A 14,268-nucleotide genomic window follows, 5' to 3' on the forward strand; every position below is an offset into this window, starting at 1 on the left:
GGGTTGGAGCGCGGGGTGCGGCCGATCGGCGACTGGTCGATGTCGATCACCTTGTCGCAATGGTCGAGGCCCGTCACCTTGTCATGCGGGCCAGCCACGATGCGCGCGCCGTTGAGGGCGCGTGCCGATGCCGCATAAAGAGTGTCTATGGTGAAGCTGGACTTGCCCGATCCGCTGACGCCGGTGATGCAGGTGAAGGTGCCGAGCGGGATCGACGCGGTGACGCCGGTCAGGTTGTTGGCGCGGGCATTGTGCACGGTGAGCTTCTTGCCCGACCCCTTGCGGCGCTTGGCCGGCACGTCGATGCGGCGGGTGCCGTTGAGATAATCGGCGGTCAGGCTGTCCTTGTTTTTGAGCAGTTGCGGCAATGTGCCCTGCGCCACGATGGTGCCGCCATGGACGCCCGCGCCCGGACCCATATCCACGATATAGTCGGCGGCGCGGATCGCGTCTTCGTCATGCTCCACGACGATGACACTGTTGCCGAGGTCGCGCAGGCGTTTCAGCGTGACGAGCAGGCGGTCGTTATCGCGCTGATGCAGGCCGATCGAGGGTTCGTCGAGAACGTAGAGGACGCCCGACAGGCCGCTGCCGATCTGGGACGCGAGGCGGATGCGCTGGCTTTCGCCACCCGACAGCGTGCCGCTGGTCCGGTCGAGGTTGAGATAGTCGAGGCCGACATTGTTGAGGAAGCCGAGGCGCTCCACGATTTCCTTGAGGATGGCCTTTGCGATCTGGTTCTGCTGATCGTTCAGCCTGTCGGGCATCGTGGTGAAGAAATGGAGCGCGTCCACCACCGAGCGGCGGGTGGAGAGGCTGATGTCCTCCCCCGCGATCTTGACGGCCAGCGCTTCGGGCTTGAGGCGGGCGCCGTTGCAGGTTTCGCAGGGCATGGCGGTCTGATATTTCGCCAGTTCCTCACGCATCCAGGCGCTGTCGGTCTGGAGCAGGCGGCGGTTGAGGTTGCCGATGACGCCTTCGAACGCCTTTTTGACCTCGTAGCTTTTCTTGCCGTCCATGAATTTGAGCGTGACGGGCTTGCCGCCGGTGCCGTGGAGGATGATCAGCTTCACCTCGCCCGGCAGGTCCGCCCATGGCGTTTCGAGGGAGAAGCCGAATTCCTTCGCAAGGCTGCCCAGCACCTGCATATAATAAGGCGAGGGCGGGTTGGATTTCGCCCAGGGGACGACCGCGCCCTTCTTGATCGACAGGCTTTCATTGGGAACGACGAGGTCGGGATCGAACTCCTGCCGTTCGCCAAGGCCGTCGCAGGCGGGGCAGGCGCCCATGGGGGCGTTGAAGGAAAAGAGGCGCGGTTCGATTTCGGGAATCGTGAAACCGCTGACCGGGCACGCGAATTTTTCGGAAAAGACGATGCGGTTGGCGGGAATGCCCGCGCCCTTCATCTTCTTGGTCGATTGCGCTTCGTCTTCGCGGCCGGGCACGACGCCGTCGGCAAGGTCGACATAGGCGAGGCCTTCGGCAAGTTTGAGCGCCTGTTCGAAACTGTCGGCAAGGCGCGTGCCCATGTCCGCGTCCACGGCCAGACGATCGACCACGACTTCGATGTCATGCTTATATTTCTTGTCGAGGGCGGGCGCATCCTCGATCAGATACATTTCGCCGTCGATGCGCACGCGGGTATAGCCCGCCTTCTGCCATTCCGCGAGTTCCTTGCGATATTCGCCCTTGCGCCCGCGAACGACGGGCGCGAGCAAGTAGAAGCGCGTGCCTTCCGGCAGGGTCATCACGCGATCGACCATCTGCGACACGGTCTGGGCGCTGATCGGTTCACCGGTGGCGGGGGAATAGGGGATGCCCACCCGCGCCCAGAGCAGGCGCATATAGTCGTAGATTTCCGTGACCGTCGCCACGGTGGAACGCGGATTGCGCGACGTCGTCTTCTGTTCGATGGAGATGGCGGGCGACAGGCCCTCGATATGCTCGACATCGGGCTTCTGCATCATTTCCAGAAACTGGCGCGCATAGGCGGACAGCGATTCCACATAGCGCCGCTGCCCTTCCGCATAGATGGTGTCGAAGGCGAGCGAGGATTTGCCCGATCCCGACAGGCCGGTGATGACGACGAGGCTGTCGCGGGGCAAATCGACATCCACGCCCTTGAGGTTGTGCTCGCGGGCGCCCCGCACACTGATGTGGGTCAGCATTCGGTAAACCTCTGCTTCGGGATATGGGTAAGACTCATGGGTCCGTTCTATATTTGTTCGATAGGGCGGGAGCAAGCATAAGCGGCGTCCCCACAGTGAAGATAGGCGGCGGTTGGGGAAAGGAAAGGGCGGCCATGTCTTTCCCTGCGTCGTTCGCCATATCGTTCCCCATGTCGTTCATGGCCCGATGATTGCCGTTCGTCCGGTCGGGATGCAGCCGGGCGGGTTGCGTGGGCGGATCATCGAAGCGGGCATGGCCGTCATCATCCTGTCGCTAAGATGAGGGCATAGGCGGACGCGGGTTCAACCCGTTAAGCGACGGTTCACCGATCATGGCGTCGTTTCCCCCACAGAGTTTATCCCGATCCGGAGTGCCCGACAGCATCTGGATACGCCCCCGGCATCCCTTGCGCCGGGGGCGTTTTCGTTTGTCCGGCCGATTCGGCCCCTTCATGCCTTTACGTTACGGAAAATGTCGTTCGCGGGCGGGCGGATGTCGTTCGTCACGCCGTTCGTCCGCGTTGATGGGTGCTTCGTCGGCGAAACGGTCGTTGGCAGATGGAAACGGTTTTCCGTCGAAGCGGACGGGCAGGCATGGGGCGCCCGGCGTAAACAGGATGGGCGGACGCGGCGGGGCCAATCCTTCAGCCGGATCCCCGGCAAGACCCTTACCGGCTCCACCCGTCCGCACATGGCGCTTCGCAATGCCCCCTTGTTTCGCGGACCGCCGACGGAAACAGATTTTTTGAGGAGATAGCCCATGTTCCGTTCCACCCTGTTCGCCGCCGCTTCCATCGCCCTGCTGGCCAGTGCCGGTGCCGCGTCGGCGCAAGATTTCGAATCCAACGGTCGCACCAGCGAAGTCTATCATGGCGACCTGGACCTGACGAAGGCCGACGATCAGCAGCAGCTGCGCGGCCGCATCGTCCGTGCCGCCAGCCGGGTATGCGCGTCCAGCGATCTGAACACGATGATGGCGTGCAAGAGCAAGGCGATCGCCCATGTCCAGGAGCGCGTCAACGCCGCCATTGCCCGCGCCGATACCGGCGAACGCTATGCCGATGCGGGCAGGGATGTGCGCCCCGTCGTGGGGAACTGATCACCCGCATCGCGACCATGAAACAGCAAAAGGCCCGGCGGTGTCCGTCGGGCCTTTTGTTATGTGGGACGCTGGCATGCAGCTGGCAGCACGCCGCGTTGTGATGTCAGGCTGGCCAGTTTTGCAGCAGCGGCACCAGTTCGTCGAAATGGTGGATCACCGCGTCCGCATCCAGATTTTCGACCGGGCCGTCGAGGAAGCCGAAGCTGACCGCGATATTGGGCAGGCCCGCATTTTTCGCGCCCGCAATGTCGTTGATCGTGTCGCCGATGAAGATGGTGCGGCCGCCGCCCGCGCGGGCGATCATTTCGCGGATCGGCGCAGGGTCGGGCTTTGCCACGCCCACCGTGTCGCCGCCCACGATCGCGGCAAAGCGATCCGACAGGCCGATCTGATGCATCAGGGGGATGGTGAAGCGTTCCGCCTTGTTGGTGCAGATGGCGAGTTTGACGCCCGCCGCGCCCAGCGCATCCATGGCTTCGACCAGGCCCGGATAGGGGACGGAATGGATGGCAAGATTCTGCTCATAATAATCGAGCAATGTCGGCAGGAGGCTGGCGAGCGTTGCGTCGTCGCAGCCGCCCGACGCGGCGAGTGCGCGTTCCAGCATCACCTTTGCGCCCTTGCCCACGAAAGGATGGATCGCACTGGACGGGAAAGGCGGGCGGCCGATGGTGCCGATGGCATAATTGACCGCGGCGGCAAGGTCGCCGCTGGTGTCGAAAAGCGTGCCGTCCAGGTCGAAGCCGACAATGTCGAAGGGTATGCTGGTCATGACCCCGCCATGCCGCGTGGGCGGTGGCAAAGGCAAGGCAAACATGGCACAGGGTTGCCAAGTTCATCGCTTTTCATCGGGAATCATCGTGACCGACCCCAATCTGCCGTCCCGCCCTCTGGCCGTCATCATCCTTGCTGCGGGGCAGGGGACGCGGATGAAATCGTCGCTGCACAAGGTGCTGCATCCCATCGCCGGGCGGCCGATGCTGCTGCACCTGCTGGCCAGCGTTTCGGAACTGTCGCCGGAACGGCAGGTGGTGGTCGTGGGCGCGGGGCGCGATCAGGTGGAAAAGGCCGTCGCGGGCACCGGGGCCGTCATCGCCGTGCAGGATCAGCAGCTGGGCACCGGCCATGCCGTCGCGCAGGCGCATGATGCGCTGGCCGGGTTCGCGGGCGATGTGCTGATCCTCTATGGCGACGTGCCGTTGGTCAGCGCGGCAACCATGCGGGCGATGCTGGAACGCCTGGGCCGGGGGGACGAGCCGCGCGCGGTGGTGCTGGGTTTCCGCCCGGATGACGCCGCCGCCTATGGCCGGATCGTGGCCGATGGGCAGGGCATCATCGGCAAGATGGTGGAATATAAGGATGCGAGCGAGGAAGAGCGCGCCGTCACGCTGTGCAACAGCGGGCTGATGGCGGTGCGGTCGACCGACCTGTTCGTGCTGCTGGACCAGATCGGCAACAATAATGCGGCGGGCGAATATTATCTGCCCGACATCGTCATGCTGCCGGGCGCGGACAGCGCCGTCATCGAAACGCAGGCGTGGGAAGTGGCCGGCGTCAACAGCCGCATCGAACTGGCCGGGGTGGAGGCGATGTGGCAGGCGCGTCGCCGCACTGAGGCCATGCGCGACGGCGTGACTTTGGTCGCGCCGGAAACGGTGTTCTTCAGCCACGACACGGTGCTGGGCCGCGATGTGGTGGTGGAGCCGAACGTCGTGTTCGGCCCCGGCGTGACCGTGGCGGACAATGTCGTCATCCATGCCTTTTCGCACCTGGAGGGGGCGAGCGTGGCGAGCGGGGCGGACATCGGCCCCTATGCACGGCTGCGGCCCGGCGCGGACATCGGCGTGAAGGCGAAGGTCGGCAATTTCGTCGAGATCAAGAAAGCGGTGCTGGGCGAAGGCGCGAAGGTCAACCACCTGTCCTATATCGGCGACGCCAGCGTGGGCGCGGGCGCGAATATCGGCGCGGGCACCATCACCTGCAACTATGACGGCTATTTCAAATATCGCACGGACATCGGCGCGGGGGCGTTCATCGGATCGAACAGCGCGCTGGTGGCGCCCGCGACGATCGGCGCGGGCGCCATCGTGGCGGCGGGCAGCGTCGTGACGCGCCCGGTCGAGGCCGACGCGCTGTGTCTGGTGCGGCCCGAACAGATCGGTAAGCCGGGATGGGCGAAGCGGTTCCGCGACAGGATGAAGGCGAAGAAGGCCGGGGGCTGATGGGGCGACATGCTCCGATACGGGAACGGATGATATGATCCGCCGGATTTTGCTGGGCCTGCTGGCGCTGGTGATGCTGGCCGCCGGTTTTGTGCTGTGGCTGTTCATGAACGCGCGCGCCATGCCCGTCGTGCGGCGGGCGGAAGTGACGATGCCCTTTCCCGCCGGTGCGCCGCGCCGGGCCGTGACGATCGCGCTGCTGACCGATACGCATTTGTCCGGGCCGGATAACAGCCCGGAACGCATGGCGCGCATCGTCGCGCAGATCAACGGGCTGAAACCCGACCTCATCCTGCTGGGCGGCGACTATATCGGCGATGACAAGGGCGGCGCGATCTATGACGCGCAGCAGAGCATAGCGCCGTTCGCGGGGCTGCACGCACCCATGGGCGTGGTGGCGGTGCTGGGCAATCACGACAGCAACAGCCCGTCGAACCTGCGGGCGCTGAATGGGGCGGGGTGGCGCGATGCGTTCGACCGGATCGGCATAACATTGTTGCAGGACCGGGCGCTGGCCCGTGGACCGCTGATCATCGGCGGGCTGAAAGATATTTACACAAGGCGCGTCAACATAAAGGGAACGTTGAAGAAAATGCACAAGATGGGTGGTGTGCCGGTCATCCTGTCGCATGGCCCGGACATATTCCCCCAACTGCCCGACGAACAGCTGCTGGTGCTGGTGGGGCATACCCATTGCGGGCAGATCGCCTTTCCTTACTGGGGCATCACCTATGTTCCGTCGAAATATGGCACCCGCTACGCCTGCGGCCTGTATCGCGACGGGAAGAAGACGATGATCGTGTCCGGCGGCGTGGGAACCAGCAGCGCGCCGGTGCGGATGCTGGCGCCGCCCGACATATGGATGGTGACGATCCGGCCGGAGTGACGTTTCGGTTGCTGGCCTTGTTGCCCATGCTTCGTTAATGGCATGGCGAGATATGTGCCCTATATGGGCGCGAACTGACTTAACCTGATGCAACGGGGCGATCTTTCATGTGCGGTATCATTGGTATCATCGGCAAGGACGATGTGGCGGAACGTCTGGTCGATGGCCTCAAGCGGCTGGAATATCGCGGTTATGACAGCGCGGGCGTCGCCACCATCCATAATGGCGCGATCGATCGCCGCCGGGCGGAGGGCAAGCTCAACAATCTGGTGAAGGAACTGGTCGTCGCGCCGCTGCCCGGCACGACCGGGATCGCGCATACCCGCTGGGCCACCCATGGCGCGCCCACGACCAGCAACGCGCACCCCCATGCGACGCAGGAAGTCGCGCTGGTCCACAATGGCATCATCGAGAATTTCAAGCCGTTGCGCGCCGAACTCATGGCGCGCGGGCGCAGTTTCGACAGCCAAACCGATACCGAAGTCGTCGCCCATCTGGTGAGCGAACTGGTGGAACAGGGCGCGTCGCCGCGTGAAGCGGTGGCGCAGGTTCTGCCGCGCCTGCACGGGGCATTCGCGTTGGCGATCGCGTTCCGCAGCCATCCCGAAATGCTGATCGGCGCGCGGCTGGGGTCGCCGCTGGTGGTGGGCTATGGCGATGGCGAAACCTATCTGGGGTCCGACGCGCTGGCGCTGGCCCCGCTGACGCAGCGCATCGCCTATCTGGAAGAAGGCGACTGGGTCATCATCACGGCGCAAGGTGCGGAGATTTTCGACAAGGACAATGTGCCGGTCGAACGGCCGGTGACCATTTCCGGCGTGTCCGGCGCGATGATCGACAAGGGCAATCATCGCCATTTCATGCAGAAGGAAATTTACGAGCAGCCGGTGGTCGTCGCCCAGACGTTGCGGTCCTATCTGCGCCGGATGGAAAATCAGATCGCCATGCCGAACATGGATTTCGATCTGGGCGCGGTGAAGCGCATCACCATCGTCGCATGCGGCACCAGCTTCTATGCGGGTCTGGTCGCGAAATACTGGTTCGAGAAATTCGCCCGCGTGCCCGTGGACATCGATGTGGCGAGCGAGTTCCGTTATCGCGAACCGGTGCTGGAGCCGGGCGGGCTGGCCCTGTTCATCAGCCAGTCGGGCGAGACGGCGGACACGCTGGCCGCGCTGCGCCACGCCAAGGCGGAGGGGCAGATCATCGCGGTGGTCGTGAACGTCCCCACCAGTTCGATGGCGCGGGAGGCCGACCTGTTGCTGCCCACCCATGCAGGCCCGGAAATCGGCGTCGCATCGACCAAGGCGTTCACCTGTCAGCTGGCGGTGCTGGCGGCGCTGGCGGCGAACCTTGCGCGGGCGAAGGGCAAGCTGACGCCGGAGGAAGAGTCCGAAATCGTGTGGCACCTGTCCGAAGCGCCCGCCGCGCTCAACGAAGCGCTGAACCGGGATGCGCAGATCGAGGCGATGGCGCACCTGATCGCGCCCGCGCGCGACGTGCTGTATCTGGGGCGCGGGCCGGATTATCCGATGGCGCTGGAGGGGGCGCTCAAGCTCAAGGAAATCAGCTATATCCACGCCGAAGGCTATGCCGCGGGCGAAATGAAGCATGGGCCGATCGCCCTGATCGACGACGCCGTGCCGGTGATCGTGATCGCGCCGTCAGGCCCGCTGTTCGACAAGACCGTCAGCAATATGCAGGAAGTGCAGGCGCGCGGCGGCAAGGTGGTGCTGATTTCCGACGCGGACGGCATCGCGGCGGCGGGCGAAGGATGCATGGCGACGATCGAAATGCCGCAGGTGCATCCGCTGATCGCGCCGCTGGTCTATGCCGTGCCGGTGCAGCTGCTCGCCTATCATGTGGCCGTAGCCAAGGGCACCGACGTCGACCAGCCGCGCAATCTGGCCAAGAGCGTCACGGTGGAGTGAGGGCTGGCGCACATGCTCTTTGCTCGGTTCGTTGCGAGACTGGTCGAGAAACGATGCAGGGCAGGGGTTGTGCCACCGGCGCATTGAGGTCGTACTAGCTGCTTCTCTATTGTGCTCGAAGCGAACGGTCAGGGTGGGACAAGGGCGTTCCTGCGCCTTTGCTCCGTTCGTTTCGAGCCTTGTCGAGAAACGATGCATGGCAAGGACATGCGACCGGGGCACTGAGGTTGCGCCAGTCGCCTCTCGACTACGCTCGAAGCGAACGCAGGGGGCGGGACGGCGTTGCGGCGGTCGCCGTGAAGTTGCGTTGGCAGCCTCTCCACTGTGCCCGTAGCGGACGGAAAGGGTAGGCGGGGTGCCCAATCCCTGCGCTTCAATAGACATCCCGGCGATAGCGGCCATCCTCCGCCAGTCGTTCCAGCGCGTCATGGCCCAATATGTCGGCCAGCACATCGTGCACGCCCTGCGCCATGCCATCCAGACTGCCGCACACGAGGATGGTCGCGCCATCGTCGATCCACTCCGCCACCATGTCGCCCGCCGCGCGCAGCTTGTCCTGCACATAGGCACCGCAATCGGCGTCGCGCGAAAAGCTGCGATCGAGGCAGGCGAGCGTGCCGTCTGTCAGCCATGCGGTGAGTTCCGCGTCGAAAAACGCCTCATGCGCATGGCTGCGTTCGCCGAAGAACAGCCAGTGGCCCCCGCGCCCGTCATGGGCGGCGGCGCGGATATGGGCACGCAGGCCCGCTATGCCGGTGCCGTTGCCGATCAGGATCATCGGCCCGGTGAAGCCCGGTTCCATGCGGAAACCCGGATTGGGGCGGACGCGCATGATGGTCGTGCCACCCACCGGCATATACGCGGTCAGCCAGCCCGAACCGATGCCCAGCCGCCCGTCCGGTTTCTGAACCTGACGCACCACAAGGTCGAGCGTGCCGTCCGCCATGATCGAAGCGGCGGAATATTCGCGCACCGGCAACGGGCGGAGCGACCGCGCCATGTCGTGGCTGACGGGCGCGCCGGATTCGGGCAGCAGCGCGTCGGCAAGCTGTTCGCGCAGTTGCGCGTCCGCTTCGATCAGGTCGCCTTCGGGCGCCTGCGCCGCGATCAGCGCGTCGACGGCTTCGGGCGCGTTGCATGGTTGCAGTTCCACGATGTCGCCTGCCGCCCATCGGGCTTCGGTATCGCCCGTCGGTTCGAACCGCAGATGATAGGCCTTTTGCGCAGCGCTGCCGGGGTTGAGCGTGGTGCGCGACACCAGGGTCCATGGTTCGAACGGGATCGCGGTCTGACCGCGCATGCCTTCGCCAGCGCCCAGATCGTGCAATGCCTGATGCCATGCGGCCTGCGCCGCCGCATCGTCATGCCCCATGGCGATGGCGGGGAAGAGCGGCGTGGCGCCCGCGCCCGTCAGCCACTGGTCGACGGCCAGGCCAAAGGCGCAATAATCGGGATATTCGCGGTCGCCGATCGCCAGCACGCCATGATGGATGTGCGACAGGTCGATGGCGGGGCCGCGCAGCAGGCGGCTGGCGAAACCGCGCGCCATGTCCGGCGGTTCGCCATCGCCATAGGTACTGGCGACGATGATCAGCCTGCGCGTGTCGGCCAGCAGATCCGGCGTCAGCTTGCCGATGGGCAGCACCTGCGTCCGCACGCCGCCATGACCCAGCGCCTGCGCGGCGTTGCGCGCCAATATCTCCGCGGTGCCGGTCTGGCTGGCATAGGCGATCAGCAGACCGTCGGCGCCCACCGGCTGCGCAGTCCCGGCCTCCAGCGCGCGCGCTTCCCGCTTGCGACGGCGGCGCGACAGATAGAGGAGGAAACCGGTCACCGTGAAGAGCGGCATGGTCAGGCTGGTCAGCAGCATGATGATGCGGCCGGGAATGCCGAAAAAGGCGCCACGGTGCAGTTCGTACATGCTTTGCGTGATGATGGTGCCCAGTGGACGGCGATCGTAAAGGTCGCGCTTTTTCAGCGCATAGGTCCTGGCATCATAGCTGTAGCGATCCGTCTGGCGCAGGTGGCGCGCGCCTTCGGGCCGGGCGTCGAAGCTGATCGTCTTGATCGGACGGGTCGGCGCGGGCTGGGTGATGCGAACCCAGACATAGGCGTCGCCGGTGGACTGGCGAAACGCCTTCCATGCCGGGTCGATGGCGGGGCGGGGGGCGATGCCGTCCGCCTTGCCCCTGCTGCCTCGTTCTTCCTCGTCCGCCTTGCCGGTAAGGACATGGATGACGCCCTGTCGATACCAGTCGTAACTCCACCACAGGCCGGTCAGCGCGCTCAGCAGATAGAAGAGCAGCACCCATGTGCCAATGACGACATGCAGCGCGCGCCACAGGTTGCGGCCGGTCTTGCGCAGGTCCAGCACGAACCAGGCGCGCCAGTCGAGCGCCTGACGCGGCCAGCGCAGATAGAGGCCCGACAGCGCGAAGAAGATCAGCGATATGGCGCTGAACGCCGTGATCTGACGCCCGAAACCGCCGCCGCCGCCGGGCAAGGCCAGCCAGCGGTGCAGTTCGTCCATCAGGTGGAAGAAGCCCATGCCGCGGGGTTCGCCCAGCCATGCGCCGGTGGCACGATCGACCCGGCCCTGTTCGCGGCCGCGCCCTTCGCTGGCGGTCAGGCGCACCATATGCGACCGGTCGCGGCTGGTTTCCCAATCGAGGCGGGAGATATAATAGCCCGGATGGTCGGCCTGCACCTTTGCGATCAGCTGGTCCGGGGTCAGGTCCGGCTTCGATGGCACGCCGGGGGCGTAGAGGCGCGGCGACAGCGCTTCGCTGATTTCATCCTCGAAGCTCATGGTCGCGCCGGTCACGCCCATCAGGGCCAGGACCAGCCCGGCGGTGATGCCCAGAAACCAGTGGACCTGAAACAGGACAGTCTTCGTCACCTCCACCCCGGCAATTCGTCAAGCAACGCATGGCCTATTGCCGATGTGCAGGGGGATTGCAATGCATTCGCAATATCGATTTCTGCCGGGCGTTCAGCCGCCACCGGGCGAATTATGGCCGCCCGCGGGGACCGGGCCGCCGCTGGGCGCGTGATTATGGTCGGGATTGCTGTCCCAGTCGATATGATAGAGGTCGAACCGGCGATCGCGCAGGTTGCGCACCGTGCCTTCCGCCCGCGCCCAGCTGAGGTCGGCCAGGTTCACGTCCGCCATGGTCAGCGTTTCGACATTTTCGGTGGATTCCGCCGCTATGCCATCGCGGGCGAAGGGCAGGTCGCATGGCGTCAGGATGGCGCTCTGGGCATATTGGATGTCCATATTATCGACATTGGGCAGATTGCCGACATTGCCCGACATCACGACATAGCATTGATTTTCGATGGCGCGGGCCTGCGCGCAATAGCGCACGCGCATATAGCCAAGGCGCGAGTCGGTGCAGAAGGGGACGAAGATGATGCGCGCGCCCTGATCCACCAGTCGCCGCGCCAGTTCGGGAAATTCGCTGTCGTAACAGATGAGCACGCCGATGGGGCCGCAGTCGGTCTGGATCACGTCCAGCGAATCCCCGCCCTTGATGTTCCACCAGAAGGCTTCGTTGGGGGTGGGGTGGATTTTTTCCTGCGTGTGGATCGATCCGTCGCGCAGCGCCACATAGGCGATATTCTGAATGTCGCCGTCGTCGGCGCGTGTCGGATGCGATCCGCCGATGATGTTGATATTATATTCCAGCGCCATCCGCCCCAGTTCCTTCGTCAGGCGCGGGGTGTATCCGGTCAGCTTGTCGATCGCCTCGATGGGCGACAGCTTCTTCGTTTCGAAGGACAGGAGCGGCAGGGTGAACAGTTCGGGGAAGATGATGAAGTCCGAACGATAGTCCGCCGCGACATCCACGAAATATTCGATGTTGCGGATGAATTCGTCGAAATCCTGCACCGCGCGCGCCTGAAGCTGGCAGGTGGCGAGGCGAACGCTTTCCACGCCGCGCGGCACGCGCATTTCCGGCGCTTCGTCGGGATCGACATAGGGGTTGCGCCAGACGAGGTGCGCGGCATGTCCGTCCGACTGCTTGTCTTCGGGCAGGTAGTTTTCGAGGACGCCCAGCGGTTCGAACTGGTTCTTCAGCTGAAAACTGATCACCTGATCGCGCAGCTTGCCCTGTATCACCTTTTCCAGATAGTCGGCGGGGCTTCCCGCCCGCCGCTTGGCGCGGGCATAGCCGGGCATGCGCCCCGCGATGACGATGCCGTGCAGGTCCAGTTCCTCGGCCAGTTCCTTGCGTTCGTCATACAGCCGCTGGCCGATGCGCAGGCCGCGCAGTTTTGGGTCGACCGCCATTTCATAGCCATAGAGCCATTCGCCCGCCGCGCTGTGCCGCGTGCCAAAACCGTTGGCGGTGATTTCGTCCCAGTCATGATGGGAAAAGGCCATGCCCTTGCTGACGCGCATGGTCGCGCAATAGCCGACCACCCGGTCGTCATAGAGGGCGACGAAACAGCCATTGGGGAAATTGTTGATCTGGCCCCGGATGGTGGCCAGCGAATAATTGGGCATGCCGGGATAGGCACGGGCGATCAGCCGTTGAATGCCGCGCACGTCGGACGGGACCGCAGCGCGGACCTCCAGGCGTTTCTTGGCGGTGGTGGTCACTGTCAGTCTCCCCGGATCGATGGATAACGGTCAAAGAAAAAGGCGGCGCCGGGATGCGGCGCCGCCTCGTTCCGTTATCGTACTGAAACCGCGAGAGCCGGGATCAGTTCCGGGCGATGATGGCGATCAGGCCCACTTGCCCATTTCGGCTTCCAGATTGACGCGGATCTGTTCGAAGAACTGTTCCGTGGTCATCCATGCCTGATCCGGGCCGATCAGCAGCGCCAGATCCTTGGTCATCGCGCCGCTTTCGACGGTCTGGATGCAGACCTTTTCCAGCGTTTCGGCGAACTTCACGACATCGGGCGTTTCGTCGAACTTGCCGCGGAACTTGAGGCCGCCGGTCCAGGCGAAGATCGACGCGATCGGGTTGGTCGACGTCGCCTTGCCCTGCTGATGCTGGCGATAGTGGCGGGTGACGGTGCCGTGCGCGGCTTCGGCTTCAACGGTCTTGCCGTCGGGCGACAGCAGGACGGAGGTCATGAGGCCGAGCGAGCCGAAGCCCTGCGCCACCTGATCCGACTGGACGTCGCCGTCGTAATTCTTGCACGCCCACACGAATTCGCCGCTCCACTTGAGCGCGGAGGCGACCATGTCGTCGATCAGGCGATGTTCGTAGACGATGCCCGCATCCTTGAACTTCTGCACGAAGCCTTCGGTTTCGAACACTTCCTGGAACAGATCCTTGAAGCGGCCGTCATAGGCCTTGAGGATGGTGTTCTTGGTCGACAGATACACCGGCCATTTGAGGTTGAGGCCATAGTTGAACGACGCGCGGGCGAAATCGCGGATCGAATCGTCCAGATTGTACATGCCCATGGCGACACCGGCCGCCGGGAAGTTGAACACTTCCTTGTCGATGACCTGACCGTCTTCGCCTTCGAACACCAGACGCAGCTTGCCAGCGCCGGGCACCTTGAAATCGGTCGCGCGATACTGGTCGCCGAAGGCGTGACGGCCAACGACGATCGGCTTGGTCCAGCCGGGGATCAGGCGCGGAACGTTGGAAATGACGATCGGTTCGCGGAAGACGACGCCGCCCAGGATGTTGCGGATCGTGCCGTTGGGCGACTTCCACATCGACTTGAGGTTGAATTCTTCGACGCGCGCTTCGTCCGGGGTGATGGTGGCGCACTTCACGCCGACGCCATATTCCTTGATAGCGTTCGCGGACTCGATGGTGATCTGGTCGTTGGTCTCGTCGCGCTTTTGGACGGACAGGTCATAATATTTCAGGTCGATGTCGAGATAGGGAAGGATCAGGCGTTCACGAATCCATTCCCAGATGATGCGGGTCATTTCGTCGCCGTCGATTTCCACGACGGGGTTTTTCACCTTGATCTTCGCCATAGC

The 14,268-nt window shown here is 64.1% G+C and carries 10 protein-coding genes; 5 read left to right on the top strand and 5 right to left on the bottom strand.

Annotated features, from left to right (window positions below; genetic code table 11):
• The coding region (gene uvrA, locus ACOJSJ_RS09600) for an excinuclease ABC subunit UvrA (protein WP_420144761.1) at window positions 1-2,168 on the bottom strand (2,168 nt) is incomplete at its 3' end.
• Window positions 2,169-2,280: 112 nt separating this feature from the next.
• Here uvrA and ACOJSJ_RS09605 point away from each other — a divergent pair.
• Together ACOJSJ_RS09605 and ACOJSJ_RS09610 are read left to right on the top strand one after the other, a co-directional pair.
• Window positions 2,281-2,451, top strand: a complete 171-nt coding sequence (locus ACOJSJ_RS09605; RefSeq protein WP_420144762.1) for a hypothetical protein — start codon at window positions 2,281-2,283, stop codon at window positions 2,449-2,451.
• Window positions 2,452-2,928: 477 nt separating this feature from the next.
• On the top strand, window positions 2,929-3,267 hold the full coding sequence (locus tag ACOJSJ_RS09610) for a UrcA family protein (RefSeq protein WP_420144763.1): 339 nt from the start codon (window positions 2,929-2,931) through the stop codon (window positions 3,265-3,267).
• A 106-nt stretch (window positions 3,268-3,373) separates the two neighbouring features.
• On the opposite strand, the gene ACOJSJ_RS09615 is transcribed toward ACOJSJ_RS09610, so the two are convergent.
• Entirely contained in the window at window positions 3,374-4,042 is a 669-nt protein-coding gene (locus ACOJSJ_RS09615; RefSeq protein WP_420144764.1) for an HAD family hydrolase, read from the bottom strand.
• A gap of 157 nt (window positions 4,043-4,199) precedes the next feature.
• Here ACOJSJ_RS09615 and glmU point away from each other — a divergent pair, with 157 nt between their 5' ends.
• The 3 genes from glmU (at window position 4,200) to glmS (ending at window position 8,309) form a co-directional block, all read left to right on the top strand.
• Window positions 4,200-5,492 carry a bifunctional UDP-N-acetylglucosamine diphosphorylase/glucosamine-1-phosphate N-acetyltransferase GlmU gene (gene glmU / locus ACOJSJ_RS09620; protein WP_420144769.1) on the top strand — a complete coding sequence of 431 codons (1,293 nt, stop codon included), beginning with the start codon at window positions 4,200-4,202 and terminating at the stop codon, window positions 5,490-5,492.
• Window positions 5,493-5,526: 34 nt separating this feature from the next.
• The gene (locus ACOJSJ_RS09625) at window positions 5,527-6,378 is read left to right on the top strand and encodes a metallophosphoesterase (RefSeq protein WP_420144765.1); all 852 of its coding nucleotides are present in this window, start codon (window positions 5,527-5,529) and stop codon (window positions 6,376-6,378) included.
• 107 nt (window positions 6,379-6,485) lie between these two features.
• Window positions 6,486-8,309, top strand: a complete 1,824-nt coding sequence (gene glmS / locus ACOJSJ_RS09630; RefSeq protein ID WP_420144766.1) for a glutamine--fructose-6-phosphate transaminase (isomerizing) — start codon at window positions 6,486-6,488, stop codon at window positions 8,307-8,309.
• A 373-nt stretch (window positions 8,310-8,682) separates the two neighbouring features.
• On the opposite strand, the gene ACOJSJ_RS09635 is transcribed toward glmS, so the two are convergent.
• From ACOJSJ_RS09635 to ACOJSJ_RS09645, 3 genes are all read right to left on the bottom strand, one after another.
• The gene (locus tag ACOJSJ_RS09635) at window positions 8,683-11,208 is read right to left on the bottom strand and encodes a PepSY domain-containing protein (protein WP_420144767.1); all 2,526 of its coding nucleotides are present in this window, start codon (window positions 11,206-11,208) and stop codon (window positions 8,683-8,685) included.
• Between the two features lie 93 nt (window positions 11,209-11,301).
• The gene (locus ACOJSJ_RS09640; RefSeq protein ID WP_420144768.1) at window positions 11,302-12,915 is read right to left on the bottom strand and encodes a GNAT family N-acetyltransferase; all 1,614 of its coding nucleotides are present in this window, start codon (window positions 12,913-12,915) and stop codon (window positions 11,302-11,304) included.
• A gap of 126 nt (window positions 12,916-13,041) precedes the next feature.
• The gene (locus tag ACOJSJ_RS09645) at window positions 13,042-14,265 is read right to left on the bottom strand and encodes an NADP-dependent isocitrate dehydrogenase (RefSeq protein WP_420144770.1); all 1,224 of its coding nucleotides are present in this window, start codon (window positions 14,263-14,265) and stop codon (window positions 13,042-13,044) included.
• Window positions 14,266-14,268 lie beyond the last annotated feature (3 nt).

This window comes from Sphingobium sp. (assembly GCF_048594625.1).
Taxonomy (GTDB): domain Bacteria; phylum Pseudomonadota; class Alphaproteobacteria; order Sphingomonadales; family Sphingomonadaceae; genus Sphingobium.

Excerpts from the sequence above, each read along its gene's own strand:
- ACOJSJ_RS09610 (WP_420144763.1), top strand. The coding sequence starts at position 2,929 with ATGTTCCGTTCCACCCTGTTCGCCGCCGCTTCCATCGCCCTGCTGGCC.
- ACOJSJ_RS09615 (WP_420144764.1), bottom strand. The coding sequence starts at position 4,042 with ATGACCAGCATACCCTTCGACATTGTCGGCTTCGACCTGGACGGCACG.
- glmU (WP_420144769.1), top strand. The coding sequence starts at position 4,200 with ATGAAATCGTCGCTGCACAAGGTGCTGCATCCCATCGCCGGGCGGCCG.
- ACOJSJ_RS09625 (WP_420144765.1), top strand. The coding sequence starts at position 5,527 with ATGATCCGCCGGATTTTGCTGGGCCTGCTGGCGCTGGTGATGCTGGCC.
- glmS (WP_420144766.1), top strand. The coding sequence starts at position 6,486 with ATGTGCGGTATCATTGGTATCATCGGCAAGGACGATGTGGCGGAACGT.
- ACOJSJ_RS09645 (WP_420144770.1), bottom strand. The coding sequence starts at position 14,265 with ATGGCGAAGATCAAGGTGAAAAACCCCGTCGTGGAAATCGACGGCGAC.